The organism is Bizionia saleffrena, from assembly GCF_008086175.1.
Lineage (GTDB): Bacteria > Bacteroidota > Bacteroidia > Flavobacteriales > Flavobacteriaceae > Bizionia > Bizionia saleffrena.
Window position 1 is genome coordinate 89,038 of record NZ_VSKM01000009.1, and the last position, 23,043, is coordinate 112,080.

At 35.2% G+C, this 23,043-nt stretch carries 21 protein-coding genes; 10 read left to right on the forward strand and 11 right to left on the reverse strand.

Annotated features, from left to right (window positions below):
* Nucleotide 1 precedes the first annotated feature (1 nt).
* The 3 genes from ES676_RS10030 (at nucleotide 2) to ES676_RS10040 (ending at nucleotide 4,491) form a co-directional block, all read left to right on the forward strand.
* Nucleotides 2-949 carry a CPBP family intramembrane glutamic endopeptidase gene (locus ES676_RS10030; protein WP_148370191.1) on the forward strand — a complete coding sequence of 316 codons (948 nt, stop codon included), beginning with the start codon at nucleotides 2-4 and terminating at the stop codon, nucleotides 947-949.
* On the forward strand, nucleotides 936-2,027 hold the full coding sequence (locus ES676_RS10035) for an AMP-binding protein (protein WP_148370192.1): 1,092 nt from the start codon (nucleotides 936-938) through the stop codon (nucleotides 2,025-2,027). The genes ES676_RS10030 and ES676_RS10035 overlap by 14 nt, the downstream gene beginning before the upstream one ends.
* A gap of 346 nt (nucleotides 2,028-2,373) precedes the next feature.
* Nucleotides 2,374-4,491 carry a VWA domain-containing protein gene (locus tag ES676_RS10040; RefSeq protein WP_148370193.1) on the forward strand — a complete coding sequence of 706 codons (2,118 nt, stop codon included), beginning with the start codon at nucleotides 2,374-2,376 and terminating at the stop codon, nucleotides 4,489-4,491.
* 87 nt (nucleotides 4,492-4,578) lie between these two features.
* Here ES676_RS10040 and ES676_RS10045 read toward each other — a convergent pair whose 3' ends face one another.
* A complete protein-coding gene (locus ES676_RS10045) occupies nucleotides 4,579-6,207 on the reverse strand; it encodes an acyl-CoA carboxylase subunit beta (protein WP_148370194.1) in 1,629 nt (542 codons plus the stop codon).
* Nucleotides 6,208-6,337: 130 nt separating this feature from the next.
* Between ES676_RS10045 and ES676_RS10050 the strand changes: the two genes are divergently transcribed.
* From ES676_RS10050 to ettA, 3 genes are all read left to right on the forward strand, one after another.
* Nucleotides 6,338-6,868 carry an NADPH-dependent FMN reductase gene (locus tag ES676_RS10050; RefSeq protein ID WP_148370195.1) on the forward strand — a complete coding sequence of 177 codons (531 nt, stop codon included), beginning with the start codon at nucleotides 6,338-6,340 and terminating at the stop codon, nucleotides 6,866-6,868.
* 118 nt (nucleotides 6,869-6,986) lie between these two features.
* The gene (locus tag ES676_RS10055) at nucleotides 6,987-7,169 is read left to right on the forward strand and encodes a CAL67264 family membrane protein (protein WP_148370196.1); all 183 of its coding nucleotides are present in this window, start codon (nucleotides 6,987-6,989) and stop codon (nucleotides 7,167-7,169) included.
* A gap of 61 nt (nucleotides 7,170-7,230) precedes the next feature.
* Nucleotides 7,231-8,922 (forward strand): energy-dependent translational throttle protein EttA, encoded by a 1,692-nt coding sequence (gene ettA, locus ES676_RS10060; protein WP_148370197.1) that lies wholly within the window; start codon nucleotides 7,231-7,233, stop codon nucleotides 8,920-8,922.
* Between the two features lie 114 nt (nucleotides 8,923-9,036).
* Here the strand turns inward: ettA and ES676_RS10065 are convergent, their stop codons facing one another.
* Nucleotides 9,037-9,828 carry an MBL fold metallo-hydrolase gene (locus ES676_RS10065; RefSeq protein ID WP_148370198.1) on the reverse strand — a complete coding sequence of 264 codons (792 nt, stop codon included), beginning with the start codon at nucleotides 9,826-9,828 and terminating at the stop codon, nucleotides 9,037-9,039.
* A gap of 104 nt (nucleotides 9,829-9,932) precedes the next feature.
* Between ES676_RS10065 and ES676_RS10070 the strand changes: the two genes are divergently transcribed.
* Nucleotides 9,933-10,514: an NUDIX domain-containing protein gene (locus tag ES676_RS10070; protein WP_148370199.1), complete on the forward strand. Its 582-nt coding sequence runs from the start codon at nucleotides 9,933-9,935 to the stop codon at nucleotides 10,512-10,514.
* On the opposite strand, the gene ES676_RS10075 is transcribed toward ES676_RS10070, so the two are convergent.
* Both ES676_RS10075 and ES676_RS10080 read right to left on the reverse strand, forming a co-directional pair.
* Entirely contained in the window at nucleotides 10,511-10,978 is a 468-nt protein-coding gene (locus ES676_RS10075; protein WP_148370200.1) for a GNAT family N-acetyltransferase, read from the reverse strand. The genes ES676_RS10070 and ES676_RS10075 overlap by 4 nt on opposite strands.
* A gap of 80 nt (nucleotides 10,979-11,058) precedes the next feature.
* A complete protein-coding gene (locus ES676_RS10080; RefSeq protein ID WP_211357862.1) occupies nucleotides 11,059-12,084 on the reverse strand; it encodes a formimidoylglutamase in 1,026 nt (341 codons plus the stop codon).
* Nucleotides 12,085-12,205: 121 nt separating this feature from the next.
* Here ES676_RS10080 and ES676_RS10085 point away from each other — a divergent pair, with 121 nt between their 5' ends.
* Nucleotides 12,206-13,090, forward strand: coding sequence for a chromosome partitioning protein ParA (locus tag ES676_RS10085; RefSeq protein WP_148370202.1), 885 nt, complete (start codon nucleotides 12,206-12,208; stop codon nucleotides 13,088-13,090).
* 130 nt (nucleotides 13,091-13,220) lie between these two features.
* Here ES676_RS10085 and hutI read toward each other — a convergent pair whose 3' ends face one another.
* The 3 genes from hutI to fumC form a co-directional block, all read right to left on the reverse strand.
* Nucleotides 13,221-14,459, reverse strand: coding sequence for an imidazolonepropionase (gene hutI, locus ES676_RS10090; RefSeq protein WP_148370203.1), 1,239 nt, complete (start codon nucleotides 14,457-14,459; stop codon nucleotides 13,221-13,223).
* 14 nt (nucleotides 14,460-14,473) lie between these two features.
* Entirely contained in the window at nucleotides 14,474-14,758 is a 285-nt protein-coding gene (locus tag ES676_RS10095; protein WP_148370204.1) for a hypothetical protein, read from the reverse strand.
* A 287-nt stretch (nucleotides 14,759-15,045) separates the two neighbouring features.
* Complete coding sequence (gene fumC, locus ES676_RS10100) at nucleotides 15,046-16,443, reverse strand: class II fumarate hydratase (RefSeq protein WP_148370205.1); 1,398 nt, start codon at nucleotides 16,441-16,443, stop codon at nucleotides 15,046-15,048.
* A 430-nt stretch (nucleotides 16,444-16,873) separates the two neighbouring features.
* Between fumC and ES676_RS14720 the strand changes: the two genes are divergently transcribed.
* Entirely contained in the window at nucleotides 16,874-17,047 is a 174-nt protein-coding gene (locus tag ES676_RS14720; protein ID WP_170234447.1) for a hypothetical protein, read from the forward strand.
* Between the two features lie 353 nt (nucleotides 17,048-17,400).
* Here ES676_RS14720 and ES676_RS10105 read toward each other — a convergent pair whose 3' ends face one another.
* The 3 genes from ES676_RS10105 to prfB all read right to left on the reverse strand — a co-directional run bounded on the left by ES676_RS10105 (nucleotide 17,401) and on the right by prfB (nucleotide 21,476).
* The gene (locus ES676_RS10105; RefSeq protein WP_148370206.1) at nucleotides 17,401-19,866 is read right to left on the reverse strand and encodes an outer membrane beta-barrel family protein; all 2,466 of its coding nucleotides are present in this window, start codon (nucleotides 19,864-19,866) and stop codon (nucleotides 17,401-17,403) included.
* A gap of 129 nt (nucleotides 19,867-19,995) precedes the next feature.
* Entirely contained in the window at nucleotides 19,996-20,337 is a 342-nt protein-coding gene (arsC, locus tag ES676_RS10110; protein WP_148370207.1) for an arsenate reductase (glutaredoxin), read from the reverse strand.
* A 28-nt stretch (nucleotides 20,338-20,365) separates the two neighbouring features.
* Nucleotides 20,366-21,476, reverse strand: a protein-coding gene (prfB, locus tag ES676_RS10115) for a peptide chain release factor 2 (RefSeq protein WP_148370208.1) whose coding sequence is annotated in 2 segments (ribosomal slippage) — nucleotides 20,366-21,412 and nucleotides 21,414-21,476 — 1,110 coding nt in all. Because the reading frame shifts where the segments join, the coding sequence is not laid out codon by codon here.
* 93 nt (nucleotides 21,477-21,569) lie between these two features.
* Between prfB and ES676_RS10120 the strand changes: the two genes are divergently transcribed.
* Nucleotides 21,570-22,589 carry a threonine aldolase family protein gene (locus ES676_RS10120; RefSeq protein ID WP_148370261.1) on the forward strand — a complete coding sequence of 340 codons (1,020 nt, stop codon included), beginning with the start codon at nucleotides 21,570-21,572 and terminating at the stop codon, nucleotides 22,587-22,589.
* An 81-nt stretch (nucleotides 22,590-22,670) separates the two neighbouring features.
* On the opposite strand, the gene ES676_RS10125 is transcribed toward ES676_RS10120, so the two are convergent.
* Complete coding sequence (locus ES676_RS10125; protein WP_148370209.1) at nucleotides 22,671-22,997, reverse strand: YbaB/EbfC family nucleoid-associated protein; 327 nt, start codon at nucleotides 22,995-22,997, stop codon at nucleotides 22,671-22,673.
* Between the last annotated feature and the right edge of the window lie 46 nt (nucleotides 22,998-23,043).

Here is a 23,043-nt window from a genome sequence, read left to right on the forward strand (position 1 = left end):
TATGAATTACATTCAACAAGCATATACGGGGAAATTAGGATATTGGAAATATTTTATTATTCCAGGGTTATTTTTAGGAATGATGGCACTTCAGTTTTTAATGATACAAGTGTTAGACTTAGATGTCGATGCTATTATTAGAAAAGAAGTGGCAAGTAAAGGCAAAAACCGATTTCTAATTGAAAGTTTAGTGCCTATGGCAATTGCTTTAGGAGCTTTGTTTTTCTGGGTAAAATACATTCACGGACAGACCATAACGTCGCTTACAACCTCTAGAAAAAAGATTGATTGGAAACGCATCTGGTTTTCCTTTTTCTTATGGGGTATTTTGTCCTCGGCATTAGTTTTAGTCGATTATATCGTATCTCCGGAGCATTATTTATTCAATTTCGAGTTGGTTCCCTTCTTATTCTTGGCGGCTATTGCTATTGTATTAGTACCAATTCAAACCAGTTTTGAAGAGTATTTATTTCGTGGTTATTTAATGCAAGGTATTGGTGTTATGGCAAAAAACCGATGGTTGCCATTGGTGATTACATCGGTAATTTTTGGCGTGATGCATATTGCTAACCCCGAAGTAGGGAAAATAGGCTACTTTATTATGGTGTATTATATTGGGACTGGTTTTTTCTTGGGAATAATAACGTTAATGGACGAAGGTTTGGAGCTCGCTTTGGGTTTTCACGCGGCGAATAACTTGTTTACGGCGTTATTAGTTACAGCCGATTGGACGGCGTTTCAAACACATTCTATTTTAAAAGATGTGTCAGACCCTTTAGAGTTTAGTGTTTTTCAAATTATTCTACCTGTTTTTGTAGTGTTCCCGATACTACTATTCATATTTAGTAAACGCTATAAATGGAATAATTGGCAGGATAAGCTTTTCGGAAAAATTGAAGAAGTACCAACGGAAGCGGTAAATAATGATATAGAGAATGCCCGATTATAAAACGATACATCCTCATTTTAAACTGAATGGAAGCGCATTCACGACTACAACTTTAAAAGAAAAGGCTCACTTTTTTATTGAAGAAGGCGCAGTTTTTGAAAAGGAAATAGGTGAATTTCTCTTGCAATGGTTAGAAGATAGTCCCGTTTTACACGCGAAAACATCGGGTTCTACGGGCGCGCCGAAAGCGATTGAGATACAAAAGCAAGCGATGGTTAATTCGGCTTTAGCAACGGGACTTTATTTCAATTTAAAACCGAAAAGCACAGCATTGTTGTGTTTACCTGCGACCTATATTGCAGGAAAAATGATGTTGGTTCGTGCTATGGTTTTAGGCTTGGAAATAGATGGCGTCTCGCCACAATCGGACGTTGATTTTAATAGAGATACGGTCTACGATTTCGTTGCAATGGTACCAATGCAGCTCTTAAAAACTAAGGATAGATTACAGAATATAAAACAACTTATTGTGGGTGGCGCACCAGTCTCTAACGCTTTATTAGATAAAATACAGCCGTTAAAAACCACTATTTACGAAACGTATGGAATGACAGAAACAGTCTCTCATATTGCCGTGAAACAGCTCAATAATTTATCGACTATAACCGAGGTTTCAACTGTAAACACCGCTCTTTTAAGTTTTGAAATTCTACCAAATATTATAATTTATCAAGACGATCGCGAATGTTTAGTTATTGAAGCTCCTCTTTTATTAGATAGTAAAATTGTGACGAATGATATTGTCGAATTACAGTCCACAACCACATTTAAATGGTTGGGACGTTTTGATAATGTAATTAATTCTGGTGGTGTAAAAATGCATCCCGAACAAATTGAAGCGGCTTTAAAACGCCAAATTCATTCTCGTTTTTTTATAGCTTCAGAAGCAGATGATCGCTTAGGTGAAGCGTTAATTCTTGTTATTGAAGGTGATGAAATGATTATAACCCCTTCAGTATTTGCAGTATTGGAAAATTATAAAAAACCGAAAGCTATTTATTTTATAGACGCTTTTGCTGAAACGACGTCAGGAAAAATTCAACGTCAAAAAACGTTAGCCCTTTTAAAAAAGGCATAAAATTTATCAGTATTTTATTAAAAACAGTTTCATTTCTAGTGTATTTCTAAGACCTTTTTAAGGTAAAGCGATTCAATAGCTTTACGAAATCAAGTCGTACTTTTATTAATGATTTTGAGGCGATAGCAAAGCAGCTTTTTCTTCTAAATTCATCTGTGTGTCCGAAAGCGTAAGTCAATTCTTTGTTCTTGATTATAAACGTGAAACGGTATTGTATCTTTTATCAGACATTATTGAATAGTTAATAATTTAGCGTTCACTCATTCAAACACGCGTTTCACTCATTATCGGTTTTATTCTAGCGTCTTTGGTTATAGTTTTACTATAAACTTTAAAACCATAGATTATGAAAACAGGACTCTATACATTATTTATTTTTCTCATTTCGGTGCAATTATACGCACAAAATCAACAAACCGTTTCTGGAATTATTTCGGATGAAGGCGGACTCGCGTTGCCCGGTGTTACTATAGTGGCTAAAGGCACAACTTCTGGAACGCAAACTAATTTTGACGGGGAATATACTATTTCAGTGGAACGCGGTGTTGTTTTAGTGTTTTCGTTTGTTGGTTATAGTACCGAAGAACGAAAAATAAGAAGACAATCAACGTTAAGTTTTGCGATGCAACTTGATAAAGAGTCGTTAGATGAAGTTGTGATCACGGCCTTGGGGACAAAAAGAAAAAAAGATAGAATTAGGTACAGCACGCAAGTAGTACGTACGGAGCAATTAACGCGAGCTAACCATCCTAATGTTGTTCAATCCCTATCGGGTAAAGTGTCTGGTGTAAAGATTAATAGTGGTACAAGAAAAATTGTACTTCGTGGTAACAGATCTATTAAAGGAGAGGGTACTAAGGCTTTGGTTGTTATAAATGGTGTGATTTCTACAGATGATACACTGAACTCTTTAAACCCAAATGAAATCAATAACGTTGATGTAATTAAAGGTGCTGCAGGTAGCGCGTTGTATGGTAGTCAAGGGAAGAATGGGGTTATAGTTATTACCACTAAAAACAGCCAATTTAAAGCGCCTAATTCACCTAATACCACTTTTCATACAGAAGCCTTAAGCAACGAAGAATACACTAAAATTCACGAAAATAAGTTTAAACGTACAAAACTATCTCCGTTATCTACGTTTTCTATAGATGTTGATAAAGCGTCGTATAGCAATGTAAGACGATTAATTAATAACGGACAAGATATTCCTGCAAATGCGGTAAAAATAGAGGAAATGGTGAACTATTTTAGTTATAACTATCCACAACCTCAAAATGAAGCTCCGTTTTCTATTAATACAGAGCAGATAAAAACACCTTGGAATGCAAACACACGATTAGTAAAAATTGGTTTGCAGGGTAAAACGTATGAAAATGAGGCTATCCCGGCGTCAAATCTCACTTTTTTAATTGATGTTTCGGGATCAATGAATTCAGCAAATAAATTGCCGTTATTAAAATCGGCGTTTAGTTTGTTAGTTAATCAGCTAAGAGAAAAAGATAACGTATCTATTGTTGTTTATGCTGGAGCTGCAGGCGTTGTTTTAAAACCGACTTCTGGAAAACATAAAGATAAAATCTTAAAAGCTTTAAACGATTTAGCGGCCGGAGGGAGTACTGCTGGTGGCCAAGGCATAGAATTAGCCTATAAATTAGCTACTGATAACTTTAAGAAAAACGGAAACAATCGTGTTATTTTGGCTACCGATGGCGATTTTAATGTTGGCGCTTCAAGTAATTTGGCGATGGAAGAATTAATCACAGAAAAAAGAAAAACAGGTGTATTTTTATCGGTTTTAGGTTTCGGAATGGGGAACTATAAAGATGATAAGTTAGAATTACTAGCTAATAAAGGCAACGGAAATCACGCGTATATCGATACTATGCAAGAAGCCAAATTAATCTTTGGAAAGGAATTTGGCGGCACGCTATATACGATTGCTAAAGATGTAAAAATTCAAGTGGAATTCAACCCGAGTAAGGTACAAGCCTACCGATTAATAGGATATGAAAACCGATTATTGGAAGATGAAGATTTTGTAAACGACGCTATCGATGCTGGCGAATTGGGAAGCGGTCACTCGGTAACGGCATTGTACGAAGTGATGCCTGTAGGCGTGAAAAGTGAGTACTTAGAAGTATTTAACGATTTAAAATACACGAAAAATGAAACAAATACAGCGTTTTCTGATGAATTGCTAACGGTAAAATTTAGATACAAAAAACCCGACGGAGATAAAAGTATCGAGATGATTCACGTGGCTTCAGATACTACTGAATCACCTTCCGAAGATATGAGTTTTGCGGCTTCGGTAGTTTTATTCGGAATGCAATTAAGAGACTCTCAGTTTTATAATAGCACCACAGCAAAAGATGTTGTTGCTTTAGCAAAAGCAGGAAGAGGAGCAGATAAAGCAGGGTATAGGGCAGAATTTATACGATTAGTAGAAGCTATAAAATAAGAGTAGAGATTAATAGCAACAAAAAAAGGAACGCCAATGCGTTCCTTTTTTTTCTATAACTAATTGCGTCTTAAATGCTACTCAATATTAAACCTGAATAACACCTAAATTAAATTTCTTCTCTATAGGCGCGTGGTTTGCTGCTTCAATACCCATACTTATCCAAGTACGCGTGTCTAAAGGATCGATTACACCGTCGGTCCAAATACGAGATGCCGCATAATATGGCGAAACTTGCTCATCGTAACGTTTTTTAATTTTATTAAAAAGTTCTTCTTCTTTTTCTTTAGTAATGGTTTCGCCTTTCTTTTTTAGCGATGCCGTTTCAATTTGTAACAATACTTTGGCAGCACTTTTACCACTCATTACTGCTAACTCAGCACTTGGCCACGCCGCGATTAATCTTGGATCGTAAGCTTTACCGCACATTGCGTAATTTCCAGCTCCATAACTATTACCAATAATTATCGTAAATTTAGGGACCACACTATTACTAACAGCATTTACCATTTTGGCACCATCTTTAATAATTCCGCCGTGCTCACTTTTACTTCCTACCATAAAACCGGTAACATCTTGTAAAAACACTAAAGGAATTTTCTTTTGGTTGCAGTTAGCTATAAATCGTGTAGATTTGTCTGCGCTATCGTTATAAATAACACCTCCAAATTGCATTTCACCTCTTTTTGTTTTTACCAATTTACGTTGATTGGCAACAATACCAACAGCCCAACCGTCAATTCTAGCGTACGCTGTAATAATGGTTTTTCCGTAATCTGCTTTATATTCTTCAAATTCTGAGTTATCTACTAAGCGTTTAATCACTTCATACATATCGTATTGATCGGCACGCGATTTAGGTAAAATACCATAAATATCTTCAGGATTTTCAGTAGGTTTTTTAGCGTCAATTCTATTAAAACCAGCTTTGTCAAAATCACCGATTTTATCAATAATATTTTTAATTTTATCTAAAGCATCTTTATCATCTTTAGCTTTGTAATCGGTTACCCCAGAAATTTCGCAGTGCGTTGTTGCACCACCAAGTGTTTCATTATCTATAGATTCACCAATGGCCGCTTTTACTAAATAGCTTCCCGCAAGAAAAATACTTCCTGTTTTTTCTACAATTATAGCCTCGTCGCTCATAATTGGTAAATAGGCCCCACCAGCAACACAACTTCCCATAATTGCAGCAATCTGGGTAATTCCCATACTACTCATTATCGCATTATTTCTAAAAATTCGACCAAAATGCTCTTTATCAGGGAAAATTTCATCCTGCAGTGGTAAATAAACTCCCGCAGAATCCACTAGATATATAATAGGAAGTCTATTTTCTATAGCAATTTCTTGTGCTCTTAAATTCTTTTTTCCTGTAATAGGGAACCACGCACCGGCTTTAACCGTGGCATCGTTGGCAACAACAATACATTGTTTTCCTTTTACATAACCCATTTTAACAACTACACCACCAGATGGGCAACCCCCGTGCTCTTCGTACATACCGTCTCCGGCAAAAGCACCAATTTCAATAGATTGTTTCTTCGAATCTAATAAATAATTAATACGTTCTCTAGCCGTTAATTTATTTTGAGCGTGTAATTTTTCGATGCGTTTCTTTCCGCCACCAAGTTTTACATGTACAAGACGTTTTTTTAAATCTGAAACTAGAAGCTTATTATGATCCTCGTTTTTATTGAAGTTGATATCCATTAGTGTGAAATTGTATATTTTGGCTAAAGTACGAAAGTTGAAACACCTACGAAAGTCCTAAAAGTGGATTTAGTATATTTAAAGAAACAAAGTATTTTGTTTACTTTTGCTATTAAAATTTCGAAATATTATGAAGAAAATTATTGCCTTTGCGGGAAGTACTAGTCAACAATCTATAAATAAGCAATTAGTAGAATACACTTGCTCTTTAATAGAAAAGGAAACGACCGAAGTTTTAGATTTAAACGATTATAAAATGCCTCTATTTGGAGTCGATAAAGAAGTGAAAGAGTGGTTTCCTGAAAATGCTAAGCGCTTATTAGAAAAAATAAAAACAGCCGATGGGTTGGTCATTTCTTTAGCAGAACATAATGGCGCGTATTCAGCAGCTTTTAAAAATGCCTTCGATTGGATGTCTCGTATCGAGTCAAAAACGTTTTTTAATAAACCAATGCTTCTTATGGCAACCTCGCCTGGTAGTCGTGGTGGCTCTTCAGTATTAGCAATGGCCAAAGAACGCTTTCCTTTACATAATGCAACAATAACAGAAACGTTTTCACTGCCATTTTTTAACGATAATTTTTCCGAAGATAAAATCATAAATGAAGCATTAAATACGGAGTTAAAAAAAGCTGTAGCGACCTTTAAGAGTGCACTATAATTGGTTATTACCCCTTGGTTATTAACTATAAATTTTAAAAATTAAGCCCTATAAAATGTGCGTATTATCACTAAAACAACGATATTTGTGGTTGCACTAATTTTAAAAGAAGACTGTAATGGCAATGAATAAAAATACGGTACTAGCTTGGGCTACTACAATAATGATAATAGTAGGACTAGGGCTTATCGCTTTAGGCGCTTTTAGATACGATGATGTGGCAGGATGGGGTTTTGCATCGGTAGGAATTGGTTTCTTTGCTATTGCATGGGTTTTTAATGCCTTGAAGGGAAGAGTATAGAGAATGTAAATTGAAGCGTTTGGAATAAAGCGGAGTAATGAATAATAAATTATAAATAAATATGTCTGACGATAAAAAAGTAATTTTTTCGATGTCTGGTTTAACCAAGACATTTCCTGGTGCGAATACGCCAGTTCTAAAAAATATATATTTAAGTTTTTTCTATGGGGCTAAAATTGGAATTTTAGGTCTTAATGGTTCGGGAAAATCTACATTATTAAAAATTATAGCAGGGGTTGATAATAATTTTCAAGGTGATGTTACGTTTTTGCAAGATTATACAGTAGGTTATTTAGAGCAAGAACCAAAACTAGACGAAGAGAAAACAGTTTTAGAAATTGTAAAAGAAGGAGCGGCAGAAACTGTTGCTATTCTTGACGAATATAATAAAATTAACGACCAGTTTGGCTTAGAAGAAGTGTATAGCGATGCCGATAAAATGGATAAGTTAATGGCTAGACAATCTGTGCTTCAAGATCAAATTGATGCGTCGAACGCTTGGGAATTAGATACCAAATTAGAAATTGCTATGGATGCGTTACGTACGCCAGATGGTGATAAAAAAATTAGTGTGCTTTCTGGTGGAGAGCGTCGTCGTGTCGCATTGTGTCGCTTATTATTACAAGAGCCAGATGTGTTATTGCTAGATGAGCCTACCAATCACTTAGATGCAGAATCTGTACATTGGCTAGAGCACCATTTAGCACAATATAAGGGAACTGTTATCGCTGTAACGCACGATAGATATTTCTTAGATAATGTGGCAGGTTGGATTTTAGAATTGGATAGAGGTGAAGGTATCCCGTGGAAAGGAAACTACTCGTCTTGGTTAGATCAAAAATCGAAACGTATGGCGCAAGAAAGCAAAACAGCTTCTAAACGTCAAAAAACATTAGAACGCGAGTTAGACTGGGTACGTCAGGGTGCAAAAGGAAGACAAACAAAGCAGAAGGCCAGACTTAATAACTACGATAAGTTAATGAGTCAAGACCAAAAACAACTGGACGAAAAGCTTGAGATTTACATTCCTAACGGACCGCGTTTAGGTACAAATGTAATTGAAGCTGTGGGCGTTAGTAAGGCTTACGATGACAAATTGCTATATGAAGATTTAAACTTTAATTTACCACAAGCAGGTATTGTTGGAGTTATCGGACCAAACGGTGCAGGTAAAACAACCATTTTCAGAATGATTATGGGTGAAGAAAAGGCAGATAAAGGAGAGTTTAAAGTGGGGGATACAGCAAAAATAGCTTACGTAGACCAGAAACACTCTAATATTGATCCAGAAAAAACAATTTGGCAAAACTTTAGCGACGAGCAAGAGTTGGTAATGATGGGCGGAAAAGAAGTGAATTCCCGCGCTTATTTAAGTCGTTTTAATTTCTCTGGAGGCGAACAAAATAAAAAAGTAAAATTATTGTCTGGTGGAGAGCGTAACCGTTTACACTTAGCAATGACTTTAAAAGAAGAAGGAAACGTATTGTTATTAGATGAGCCTACTAACGATTTAGATGTGAATACGCTTCGTGCGTTAGAGGAAGGATTAGAAAACTTTGCAGGATGTGCCGTAGTTATTTCTCACGACCGTTGGTTTTTAGACCGTATCTGTACGCATATCTTAGCATTTGAAGGCGATTCGCAAGTGTATTTCTTTGAAGGTGGATTTAGTGAATACGAAGAAAATAAAAAGAAGCGATTGGGTGGTGATTTAATGCCTAAACGTCTTAAGTATAAAAAGTTAGTACGCTAATTTTAAGAGCGCTAAATACTAATTGTATATAAAAAAAGACGGTCTGAAAAGACCGTCTTTTTGCATTTAAAAGCTAAAGTTATTTATTACAAACCTTAGGTATTTAGACTATTACTATTCTTTAGTTTTATACCAATCCCACTGGATTACTTCAATATTATTATTTCTTTGTAATACTAATTCTCTAAATAATTCAACATTGCTTAAACCCTCTGTACCTCTGTAATGGTAAGGGTATACCTCTCTTGGAGCAAAAGCAACAACAGCGTCTGCCGCACTTTTAACCGTCATAGTGTACGGTAAATTCATGCAAATAAATGCTTTGTCAATATTCTTTAACGCTCTCATTTCAGGAATATCTTCCGTATCACCAGAGATATAAATACGCTGTTCACCCAAGGTTAAAATATAACCGTTACCTCGTCCTTTCGGGTGGTATTTAAGCGCTTCTTCTCTTAGATTGTACATTGGTACCGCTTCAACCGAGAAATTTCGTGCTTCTTGTATTTCTCCATTATTTAATACAATGGTCTGTGCTGCCAAGTTTTTGCTCATTTTTTCTTTTACAGCCGCAGGTGCTATAATTTTAGTACCCTGTAAATTAAAAGATTCTAAGGTTTGTAAACTAAAATGATCTTCGTGAATATCAGTTATCAAGATATAACTTGGAGACATATTAAGGTTTTTAGCTTTAAAATCGCCAACAGGATCAACGTAAATAATATCGACACCGTACTCAATGCTCATCGTGGCGTGGTTTATTGGAATAATCTCTAAAGGTGTTTTTCTTGGTGCCTCTACTACTGTTTTTGTAGTGTCTTCCGTTTTAACGTCCGTTTTTTCGTCTGTTTTGCAGCTGCTAAAACTTAATAATGCCGCTAATACTATAATATTGGTGGTTCTCATTTAACTATTTTTTATTTGAGGATAAATATAATTTGTTTATTTCAGACTAAAAATTAGTAGCTTATAAATATATTGCACTTTACAACAAATTAAATCGTTCTGCTATGACACACAAAGTGAAAAATGTTGAAATTATCACATTATCTAATGAATGGGCTCTTTTAAATCGGATAAATTTCGATTTTCAGTTCAAAAATAAAGAATGGCGAACGGTATCTCGCGAAGTCTATAATCGCAGTGATGCCGCGTGTGTTTTATTATATAATTCAGAAAAGCGAACGGTTATTTTAACGGCACAATTTAGAATGCCTGCGTATTTGAATACTAAAAATGAAGGGACGTCGATTGAAGTTTGTGCAGGGCTTATAGATGGAAATGAAAAGCCGCTTGAGTGCGTACTTCGAGAAACGGAGGAAGAAGTGGGCTACCGACTACCAACCGCTATAAAAATAATGGAAGTTTATATGTCACCAGGTGCCATTACCGAAAAAATGCATTTATTTGTTGCCGAATATACACCAGAAATGAAAATAAATTCTGGCGGCGGATTGGAGGGTGAAAATGAAGAGATAGCCGTTTTGGAAATGCCATTCACTGAAGCGTTACAACTTTTAAAAGATAACAGCATTCGAGATGCTAAAACGGTTATTTTACTTCAATATGTGCAATTACAGAACCTTATTTAATTTGGCTTATATTCCATTTTAATATCACAGCGCTCATAAACACAGTGGTCTTCAACAGGAATTTCTTTAAAACCATATTTTCTATACAAATGAATAGCATTTTCTAACTTACGGCTAGAATATAACAGTAATCGGAAATCGTTTTTTCGGGTCGCAAAATCGATACAAAATTCTAAAAGCTGCTGACCAATTTTTTGTCCGCGATAATCTGGTGAGACCGCCATTTTTGTGAGTTCGTAAGCGTCTTGATTAGGTAAAGGTATTAGTGCAAAAGTCCCTACAATGGTACCCTCAAGTTTAGCGAAAAAGATAAATCCGCCTTTATTAATTATATACGTTTCAGGATTCGAGAGCACTTTTTCATCGTAAGGCTCTACTTCAAATAATGCGCTAAGCCATTCTATATTTAAGTTATAAAAAGCTGCAGCGTTATCGGGCGTAAAAGGAACTATTGTTAAAGACATTTAGTCATTGGGAATTTAAAGTATAATGTGTTGTCATTGCGAAGCACAAAATGATAGGTGACAAATTTACAACTATTATTTTACTCGTTTTTTGTATTTGCGTTTATAAAATCGGTAATGAAATAGGTGATTAGTTTCCCTACGGTAGTGGCTTGTTTTTTCTTTGGTGCGGCTTCGCAAATGTGTAAATATGTTGCATTTTTATGTTTTCCGAAGAAATGAATCACCTGTCGTGCTTTTTCTACCGAAAAACCGCTGGGCGTTTTTGCACTGCTGGGTATGTTTTTTATAGCATCGCAATCTATTTCAATTCCGAAAGGCTTTTTGCCGATGTGTTCTAACGCCCGTTTCAACTCGTTTTTGAAACTTAAACTTTTTCGCACTTCCAGGTCTTCAAACGTATTATAATTTAAGGCCTTTTTTGAGTTTAAGGAGTCATAGATAGCATTTGATATGTAATTTTCGTGTAACCCGAACATAAAGTATTTATCTAAAAATCCTTCCGCGTAGGCGTAGCTAAAACCATTACCACTATGTCGGCCTTCGAGCGCTCTAAAATCGGTATGTGCATCAAGATTTAGGGCGTTAACAGATTGGTTGAGTGCGAGAGATGCGCCTTTAATATTACCATAGGCATTATTATGTCCGCCACCAATAATAATAGGCGTTTTGCCCGCTTTAACAATGGTATAAATGGCGTCGCTAACCTCTTTATCAATTTGATCAACCAATCGCCTTAACTTTTTTAATTCTTTCGGGTTTTCTCTATCAAAAGCAGGCATCGCCATTATTTCCTCTGAAAAGTCTAAATGACCCAAAACAAGAACTTTATCGGCGTGAGTAAAAGGGTTACTTTGTATATTTAACAAAACTTTAATTGTAGCTTCAAAAGCCTTCGAAGTTCCGGTGTTACCGAGATTGGCATAAACCCCGACATCTTCAGGTATACCTAATATAACATAATTAACGTCTAAATTTTTTATATTATCGTATATTTCGTTAGTTGAAGCTAATACTTTACAATGTTCGCCGAATTTAGTTTCTCCCGAACGTGTTTTTGTAAGCAATTCGAGTGTCGTGTTAGTTAATAAAACAAGTTTATCCATACAAATAATAACTGCGTTTAATGAAATTTAAAATTACAGTTTTATTTATTGAAAACCTTAAAAAGATAGCGTATTAATTCATTAAATTTATCACTAACTAAACTATATTAAATATTTCATTATGACAAATAATACAGCAAATACTGGCTTAAAAGTCGCTTTAGGAATTGCTATTGTACTTTTTATTGGCTTAAGTATCTTTTCATCTTCATTGTACAAAAACAGTAAAGAGACGGAAAAACAATTAACGGAAGAAAAAGCAACTGTACTTAAAGATTTAACCGCAATGTCTGCCCAATATGAGGTTGCAATGGGTGAAAGCAGGGTGGCAAATCAGAACTTAGTCGAAGCTAAAGCTAGAATTGATGGTTTAATCGACTCGCTAAAGGTGTCTGAAACCAATATTAAAAGCCTTTGGCGCTACAAAAGCAAGTATATTGCTTTACAAAAAGAAATGGATATTGTTCTAGCCGAAAATGATGAATTAAAGGTGCGTAATGTATTGTTATCTTCTTCTTTAGACAGTACTAAAGTGCGTTTAGAAGAACGTACAATGTTTACCGATTCGTTATTAATGCAAAATACAGAACTAGCAAATGTCGTAGAGAATGCGTCCGTTTTAAACGCTTTAAATTTGAAAGGTTTTGGTGTTATCGAACGTTCATCGGGAAAGTTAATTCCTACTGAGCGTGCAAGACGTAGCGATAAACTAAGAATCTGTTTTACTGTGGCTAAAAATAAATTAGTAAAAGCAGGAGATAAAGAGTTGTATGTACAAGTTATAGATCCTAAAAACAATATTTTAGGTGCGAATGAACAAATTACTTTTGGTGAGGATATTTTGAACTATAGTGTAATTAGTAAATTTAATTATGAAGACGTTAACTTAGATATTTGCGAATTTATAATAAATAAAACAGATAACGATTTCGAGGAAGGACGTTATAGAGTAAACGTTTTTAATGGTGCCGATTTAGTTTCTAGTTCTCAATTTATATTAAAATAATTGTTTTAATTTAAAGAAATAGATAGTACAATACAACCATAAAGCATAAAATAAAAAGACCTGAAACGCGTTAGTTTTAGGTCTTTTTTTTATATGAATCTAGTGTTTAATATGTAAAGTGGGGCAGAAGCTATTCTAGTAATTTTCCATTTATAATAACGTTTTCAATCAAGTTTTCTCCAAACGAATAGGGCAAATAGTTATAACTAGGCACTTGTTTTGTAATAATTAAATTTGCTTTTTTACCTTTTGTAATACTGCCATAAGCGTTAGAAATCCCCATGGCATACGCACCATTAATTGTTGCCGCGTTAATAGCTTCTTCTGGTGTTAATCTCATTTTTATGCATGCGGTGCTAACTACAAAATTCATATTTCCTGACGGCGTTGACCCCGGATTATAATCGGAGGCTAAGGCAAGCGGTAAACCAGCGTCTATGATTTTTCGGCCAGGTGTGTATGGAATACTTAAAAAGTAAGAGCACGATGGCAAGGCCACTGGCATGGTATTACTTCCTTTTAGAGCAGCAATATCATCGTCATTTAACTCTTCTAAATGATCTACACTTAACGCGTTGTGTTTTACAGATAAAGCGATACCACCAAAAGCATTAAATTGATTCACGTGAATTTTAGAGACCAAATTGTATTTTTTTCCAGCTTCCATAATACGCTCGGTATCTTCTAAAGAGAAATAGCCTTTTTCGCAAAAAACATCGACATAATCTGCCAAATTTTCTTCAGCGATCTTTGGCAGCATTTCATCAATAATTAAATCAATATAACCGTCTTTATTCTCTTTATATTCTTTTGGTAAAGCGTGTGCGCCTAAAAAAGTCGCTTTTATTTTAATAGGGAAATCGTTTTTTATACGTTGTACAACACGTAGCATTTTTATTTCGGCCGCGGTTGTTAGTCCGTAACCCGATTTAATTTCCAATGCTCCAGTTCCTAATTTCATAACGCTTTTTACACGCCCTACAGACTGTTCGTAAAGAGCGTCTTCGGTAGTGTTTTGTAATTTTTCGGCAGAATTTACAATGCCGCCACCGCGATTAGCAATGTCCGCGTAACTTAATCCATTAATTCTATCTACAAAATCTTGCTCGCGATTTCCTGCGTAAACAATATGAGTATGAGAATCGCACCAGGTGGGCATAACGATTTTTCCTGACGCATCAATGGTGGTATCGGCTGTAATACCTTTACAATTATCCATTGTGCCAAAATCTATAATCGTATCTTTTTCGATTAACAAATAAGCGTTTTGTAATGTTGGAAGTGTTTTCATTTCTTCACCAGAAACCTTTAAAACATTAGGTTCTCTAACTTGAAGAAGTTCTTGTATGTTAATTATTAATATAGACATAGTGTATAACTGTTTTATAGCGTTTGTGAAAAATCGGTACCATAGATAGTGAGTGCCGCATATAACATTAAAATAATTCCTAAAATCGTAATAATCCAGTTCAGTTTCTTGATGAAAAGTCTAGAAACAAAATAAACAAAAAGGGTAGAAATACCGATTATTGCTGGTGTCCACTTAATAATTGTCGACATAATACTATGGTCGCTAAAATTTGCTGAAAACGAAATACTACACGTAATTATTTCGAAGATAATAATAGCAATAATGTTATATTTTGAATTGTTTAATGCGTTTTTCATACCTCAAATATAAGACAAATAGAAGAGTTTCTAGGGGTTTGAAGGTGGGGTTTTTGGTGATCATTACAACAGTACAATAAAAATGGAATACAGATTTTTGAGTCAGAAGTCAAGAGTTAAAAAATAAGGTTATAGTTTCAATTTCTTATTAAAGAGAATAGAATATGTAAACAAGATATGTCGCTTTGTAACCTTCGTCTGCCTCTTAAAATAAACGAAACTTACTGAAACTAAAAAAGCCAAAATGCAGTGATGCATTTTGGCTTTTAATATAATAGTCTAGTCGATTATTTAAGTGACCCCACCATTTCTTCTGGTTTTACCCATTCGTCATATTCTTCAGCAGTAACGTAACCTAAGTTTACAGCTTCCGTTTTTAAGGTTGTACCATTTTTGTGTGCTGTGTTAGCTATTTCAGCTGCTTTATAATATCCTATTTTAGTATTTAAAGCGGTAACAAGCATTAAAGAGTTATTTAATAACTGCTTAATGACATCGTAGTTTGGCTCAATTCCGCTAGCACAATGCGCGTTAAAACTCGAACACGCATCACCTATTAATTGAGCAGATTGTAAAAGGTTTGCAGCCATCATAGGTTTAAAGACGTTAAGTTCGTAATGTCCTTGCATACCACCAACAGTTACAGCAACGTCGTTACCCATAACTTGTGCACAAACCATTGTTAAAGCCTCACATTGTGTAGGATTTACTTTTCCTGGCATAATAGAGCTACCTGGCTCGTTTGCTGGAATATTAATCTCACCAATACCACTTCTTGGGCCCGAAGCCATCATTCTAATATCGTTAGCAATTTTATTTAATGATACGGCTAATTGTTTTAATGCGCCGTGCGTTTCTACAATAGCATCGTGAGCCGCTAAAGCTTCAAATTTATTTGGCGCTGTAATAAAAGGTTTCCCTGTAAACTCCGAGATATATTTCGCTACCAAAACATCGTATCCTTTTGGCGTGTTTAATCCCGTACCAACAGCGGTTCCGCCTAAAGCAATTTCGCTTAAATGTGGTAATGTGTTTTCTAAAGCTTTTAAGCCGTAGTCTAATTGCGCCACATAACCAGAAAATTCCTGACCAAGTGTTAAAGGTGTCGCATCCATCAAGTGTGTTCTACCAATTTTTACAACCTCTTTAAAAGCAATTGCTTTTTCGTTGATGGTGTTTCTTAATTTAATAACCCCAGGAATCGTGTTTTCTACTACTTTTTTATAGGCAGCAATATGCATTCCTGTTGGAAAGGTATCGTTAGACGATTGCGATTTGTTAACATCGTCGTTTGGCTGAATCGTTTTTTCTCCTTCACCAACCACATGTCCTGCCAATTGGTGAGCTCTATTTGCAATCACCTCATTCACGTTCATATTACTTTGCGTACCAGAACCCGTTTGCCAAATGACTAATGGAAACTGGTCGTCGTGTTTACCTTCTAAAATCTCATCACACACAGTAGCAATTAAGTCTCTTTTTTCGCTAGATAAAACGCCAAGTTCACAGTTTGTATAAGCGGCCGCTTTTTTTAAGTAAGCAAATCCGTGAACAATCTCTAAGGGCATTGAGGCTGCTGGACCAATTTTAAAGTTGTTTTTAGAGCGTTCCGTTTGTGCGCCCCAAAGTTTATCTGCAGGCACTTTTACATCGCCCATTGTGTCTTTTTCTATTCTAAATTCCATAATTTGTGGTTTATTTTAGTCCCACAAATTTACAATTTTAAGTGCATTTATTATTTACAAACATAAGATATTTAGCACTATTCAGTTTTTTTCTTCGGAATTTATCCCGTTTCAAAAAAGGTAACGATTTTACATATTGAAAGTTAAATGTAAAACTAGAGAGGGCTTTCTTCATCTGAAAAAATCTAGTGTATTTAAACAATTAATTAATGAGACCCTATAATCTGAAGCATAGAGTAGTGGTCTAATTAAATTTAAAAAGTATCATTTTAAGACCACTAAAAGGCGCTATAACCGGACGGCTCTTTTTTTTTAAACTAGAATTTTTAGCGCCTTTCACAAAATCTGTTAATAATTATTGACTTTGTATTGTTTAAAAAAGCAGTTTATCTTATCTTTGCTTTACATATAAAACAAGACACAATCAATTATGTTCGAATTTGACCAATATTTAGGCTTTTTAGCATTCGTAACTATTTTAACCATAGGGTTTTGGTTAATGATATTTTTAACAGCTTTTATTATTCCTTACTGGATTGGTGGAAGTATTATGGAGCGCTTAAAAGAAATTAGAGATGAAAAGAAAGCTAAGCGCGATGCTTAATTTTTAAATTATATATATTTATAAAGGGAAACTATTCAGTTTCCCTTTTTTTATGTTCTAGCGTGAGAGGCATACTTTTTCAGGTCTGAGGTTTGCCTTAAACGGTTGTTAAACGTGCCATCGAAATAACAATTAGAGTCTTAAAGTTTCTCTAGCTATACAGTTCTATCTTAAATTTAATCACTTTGTTGCAAATCAAATTGGTGTATAGATTGCCAACAAGCCGGATTGCAATTAAAAACCCACAAAACAAAAAACCTGAACAGTAATTCTACTGTTCAGGTTTTAATATGTGTTGGTAATCCTTATAAGAATTTATAGTAATTCTTTAGTATTTAATTGTATTAAGGCGATTAGCCTTCAAACTCTTCCCCACCACCATTTGAATTTCTTTGGCGCTCCTGTCTGTTTTTTTGCTGATTAAATCTGTAAGTAAACGATAAGTTAAAACTACGTTCTCTCCATTGAAATTCGCTCTCTGCATAAAACGTAGGCGTTGTTGTTGTTTGAACACGTTTTCTACTATTAAACAAATCACTCACATTAAAGGAAATAGAAGCTCTTTCGTTGAACACATCTTTACTAAAGGCTAAATTTGTAGAGAATGATCCTTCTCTAGTATTTTGCGCATCTTCACTAGGGCCTCTATAGAATAATTGTGTTTGAGATTCTACGCCACCTGGCAATGTGTATTTATTGTTAATTCTTGCAAACCAACTCGTACTTTTATTACTTAAATCTAAACCGTTTGGTGTGATACCTTCAGTTTCATTCTGGAAAAAGTTAAAGTTTCCGTTAATGTTCCATTTTTTCGATGCACGATAGCCTAGCGTAAATTCAAACCCAAGACGATCTTCCGTTGATAAGTTTATAGGACCACGGTTAATAACAGGTACTTGCTCACCTTCTATTAACACGGTGTTTCCTGAATCGTAACTTATAAAGTTAAAGACATCTGTGGCGTGTGCATAATAGGCAGAGGTATCGAAAGTAAATTTGCCAAAACGTTTTATGTAACCTAAATCAACTTGGCCAGAGTAACTCGGGTCTAAGTCCGGGTTTCCTTGAAACACGTTCGTAATACTAGAGCGCGATGGGAACGGGTTTAAGAAAAATGACCAAGGTCTTCTTAAACGTCTGCTATAGGCTAAGGTTACACTTTCTTTCTCGGTTAATTGATAACTTAAATTTACAGTTGGGAATAAGCCGGTGTAGTCTTTCTTACTAAAATCTCCACTGGTTGGTTGGTCTAAAGTAATTTGAGTATTTTCTAAACGCAGACCTAAAAGGTAAGAAAATTTTCCTATTTTACTACCAAATTGAGTGTAAACAGCAGTTAAGTATTCTCTGTATTTAAAGACGTTTGTTAAGTCGGAACTACTCTCAAACGTATTGGTGTCGGTGTCTAAAAAAGCAACCGAGTAATCTGTAGTGGTGTTATTAAAGTTTCCACGGTATCCTAATTCGAATTGCGATTTTTCGCCAATAGGTAACACGTAATCCGTTTGTAATAAAATACGTTGTTGATCTTCTAAATTACCTACTTTTTCAGAAATTAATCCGTTAGTGTTAACTAAAGAGTTTTCATTCTCCTGAGTATCTTCATATTGAAAATCGAAAGTTAATTTATGGCCGCTATCATTAAATCGTTTATCGAAATTTAAAGCATATTGAATTGTTTTATCATCTTCTAATTCTGGATCTAAACGTAAACTAGTGGATGTTAAGTTTCTATTCTCATCAAAACGTTGTACCGTATTAGCGGTATTACTTTCATTATCATTATTTCTGTAAAAAACAGAGGTTGTTAATGACGCAGAATCATCGACATACCATTCCACTCCAAAATTCGTATTGAATCCTTTTCTTATTCTATCGTATTCACTACTTTCATCTAAATAGGTGTCTGGATTATCGGCAATAAGTATTCCGTTGGCATCATAATCTTTATTAAAATAACGGTTAGACGTTGTCGATTGTCCCGGCACTTCTCGGTAGCTATATCCTGTCGTGTTAAAAATATTTATATTTCCAGTTCTATAGTTTATATTTCCAGAGAGTCCGGCAGCTGGTGCATAACCTGCGTTGGCAGTAATGGCACCATTTAGACCTTGTAATTTACTACGTTTTAGAATAATATTTAAAATACCACCAGTACCTTCAGCATCGTATCGTGCAGATGGGGACGTAATTACTTCTACGCGTTCTATAGATTCTGCTGGTAATTGACGTAAGGCTTCAGAGGAATTTAATCCTACTAAACCAGAGGGTTTACCATTAATAAGAATGCGTACGTTATCGTTACCACGTAAAGCGACATTACCTTCAACGTCTACAGAAACCGAAGGGATATTGTCTAATACGTCACTTACAGTACCACCGCGAACGGTTAAATCTTTTCCTACGTTATAGATTTTTTTATCCAGTTTTATTTCAACGGTTGTTTTTTCAGCAATAATTTCAACCTCGCCTAACGCCTGGGCATCTTCGGATAAATATGTTATACCAAAATTAATATCTTTAGTAATGATTTTATCGGCAACCGCTTGTGTTTTAAAGCCTATATACTCAAACGAAACGGTATAGGTTCCTGTTTCAACAGAAAAATTAAATTCTCCATTTTCGTTGGTTATACCTCCAGTTGCTAATTTGCCCGGAATATTACTTTTTAACACTACAGTAGCATATTCTAAAGGTGTTTTCGTGTCTTTGTCTTGAATTTTTCCTGAGACAATAACTTCGCTGTTACTTTTATTTTGCGCCCAACTTGTTGTTGAAAAGAGGGCAATAAAAATAAATGATAAAAATACTTTTTGCATTATTTTGTTTTAATTTCGATAGGTTTAGTGAGTAAGACGGCAAAATTAAAGATTGGTTTAATCGTGTTTGGTTAAAGATTTGTTAAAATAAAAAAGCTGCAAATGTATAAATTTTGCAGCTTTTTTAAATTAAATTATTTTTAGTATAGCACTGGGTGGTCGTCCAATAACAGCTTTTTTGCCGTTAATAACTATGGGCCGCTCTATAAGTTTAGGGTGTGCGACCATTGCCGCTATAATTTCGCTATCGGTTAGCGTTTTATCTTTGTAGGAGTCTTTCCAAACCGCTTCGTTTTTTCTTACGAGTTCTAAAGGTGAAATATTTAGTAATTTAATTACGGCGTTTAATTCACTTTCGTTAGGAACGGTGTCTAAATATTTTATAATTTCAAATTCCTTTCCAGAATTTTCTAAGATTTCTAAGCCTTGTCTAGATTTGCTACATCTAGGGTTGTGGTATATTTTTATCATAATCGGTGTATAATTATAGTGTTGCTAATTATAAGATGTTACTCTCGGTTTCTTGTTGCCCCATCTTCATTAAATACGCTTTCAAAAATGCCGAAATATCGCCGTCCATAACTGCATCTACGTTTCCAGTTTCGTGAGCCGTTCTTACATCTTTTACTAATTTATAAGGATGCATCACGTAGTTTCTAATTTGGCTTCCCCATTCAATTTTCATTTTGCCGGCCTCAATATCGTCACGTTGTGCCAGTTGCTTTTGAAGTTCGATTTCGTAAAGTTGAGATTTTAGCATTTGCATAGCTCGCGACCGGTTATCGTGTTGCGAGCGCGTTTCACTGCAAGAAATCTGAATGCCCGATGGTTTATGCGTTAATTGCACCTTAGTTTCCACTTTATTTACGTTTTGACCTCCAGCACCACTAGAACGAGCTGTTGTAATGTCTATGTCTGCAGGGTTTATGTCTATTTCAATAGTATCATCGACTAAAGGATACACATACACCGATGCAAAACTTGTGTGGCGTTTTGCGTTACTATCAAAAGGAGAAATACGTACCAAACGGTGTACACCATTTTCACCTTTTAACCAACCAAAAGCATAATCGCCTTCAATTTCTAAAGTCACTGTTTTTATACCGGCAACATCGCCTTCTTGAAAATTTAGTTCTTTAACTTTAAATCCGTTTTTTTCGGCGTACATTAAATACATGCGCATTAGCATTTGCGCCCAATCGCAGCTTTCGGTACCGCCAGCACCAGCTGTAATTTGTAGCACTGCACTTAAACTATCGCCTTCTTCAGACAACATGTTTTTAAATTCTAAATCTTCAATAACAGTTTGGGCGTGTTCGAATTTAGCTTCAACCTCTTTTAAAGTGGCTTCCTCTTCTTTATAAAAATCGTAAAGCACCTCTAAATCTTCAACTAAAGTTTTAGACTTAGCATACTCTTGAACCCATTGTTTTTTATTCCGAAGAGATTTCATAATGATTTCGGCAGCTTTAGAATCATTCCAAAAATTAGGATCGAACGTTTGCTCTTCTTCATTATTAATTTCTATACGTTTGGCATCTATGTCAAAGATATTGCCTTAGCGCTGTAAGGCGGGATGAAAGATCTTTAATTTGATCGGATGTTATCATTTATTTTCTGTTTTAAACAAAATTAGAATTATAAGTCATAACCTAAAAGAATTACCGAGTTATTTTATAATTTTATACTCTAAATTTTTAATGATGATAATAGATTTAAGAAGTGATACGGTAACCAAGCCTACGAAAGAAATGTTGGAGGCTATGATGCAAGCAAAAGTAGGGGACGATGTCTATGCCGAAGATGAAACCGTAAATGCGTTAGAGTCTAAAGTAGCAAAACTATTTGGAAAACAGAAAGCAGTGTTTTTTCCTAGTGGAACGATGGCTAACCAAACGGCTATTAAGTTGCACACCAACCCTGGAGATCAAGTAATTTGCGATAAATATGCACATATATATAATTATGAAGGTGGTGGTGCATCGTTTAATAGCGGAGTGTCTTGTAATTTGTTAGATGGACATCGTGGTATGTTTACGGCGCAACAAGTAGAAGAGGCAATTAATCCGCCCGACTTTTACCACAGCCCGTTAACACGATTAGTGGCTTTAGAAAATACGACTAATAAAGGAGGCGGCGCGTGCTGGGATTTTAAGGAGATATTAAAAATTAGAGCGGTTTGCGATACGCATCACTTAGGTTTGCACTTGGACGGCGCTAGATTATGGAATGCTCTAGCCGAGACAAAAGAAACGCCTCAAGATTATGGGCGCATTTTCGATACCATTTCGGTGTGTTTAAGCAAAGGATTGGGGTGCCCCGTAGGATCTATTTTAGTAGGTGATGCGGATATAATGAAAAATGCGATAAGAATTAGAAAGGTTTTTGGTGGCGGTATGCGACAAATAGGTTATTTGGCAGCGGCTGGTCTGTATGCGTTAGATAATAATAGAGAACGGTTAGTGGAAGACCATAAAAAAGCAAAGGAATTAGCAGGTGTTTTAAAGGATTTGCCTCAAGTAAGCAATGTAGAAAAAGTAGATACTAATATTGTTATTTTTAGTTTAAAAAATGAAGAAGAGGAGCGAAAATTTAAAAGTAAATTAAACACCAAAAATGTCCAAATTAGTGCTATGGGTAAAGGTAAATTGCGTCTGGTTACACATTTAGATTATACAAATGAGCAGCACGATTATCTTTTGAGAGTATTGAGAACGATGTAAGCACCGCTTATTAATAGCAGTAAATAGCATAAAGAAAAGGAAGCCGCCAGCTTCCTTTTTTTTATATAATCTATATTTTAATTATTTAAACATTCCGTCCATACCAGGAATATTTGGCATTCCGTCTTTAGCAACTGCAGCAAGTTCGGCTTCGTTAATGGCACTTGCTTTTTCTATTGCTTTGTTTAAGGTTAATACTAAATAATCTTCCAATTGCTCTTTATCTTTAAGTAATGTATCGTCTACTGCAATAGATTTTATCGTTCGGTTTGCGGTAAGTGTCACTTTTAAAAGGCCGTCGCTACTTTGTTCATCTATTAATACAGAATTTAAGCGTGTTTTTGTTTCTTCAACTTTTTGTTGGGTCTCTTTTAATTTACCCATCATTCCCATAATATCACCAAACATAATTTTAGATTTTAAAGTTATTAGACTACAAATTTATAAAATAGAT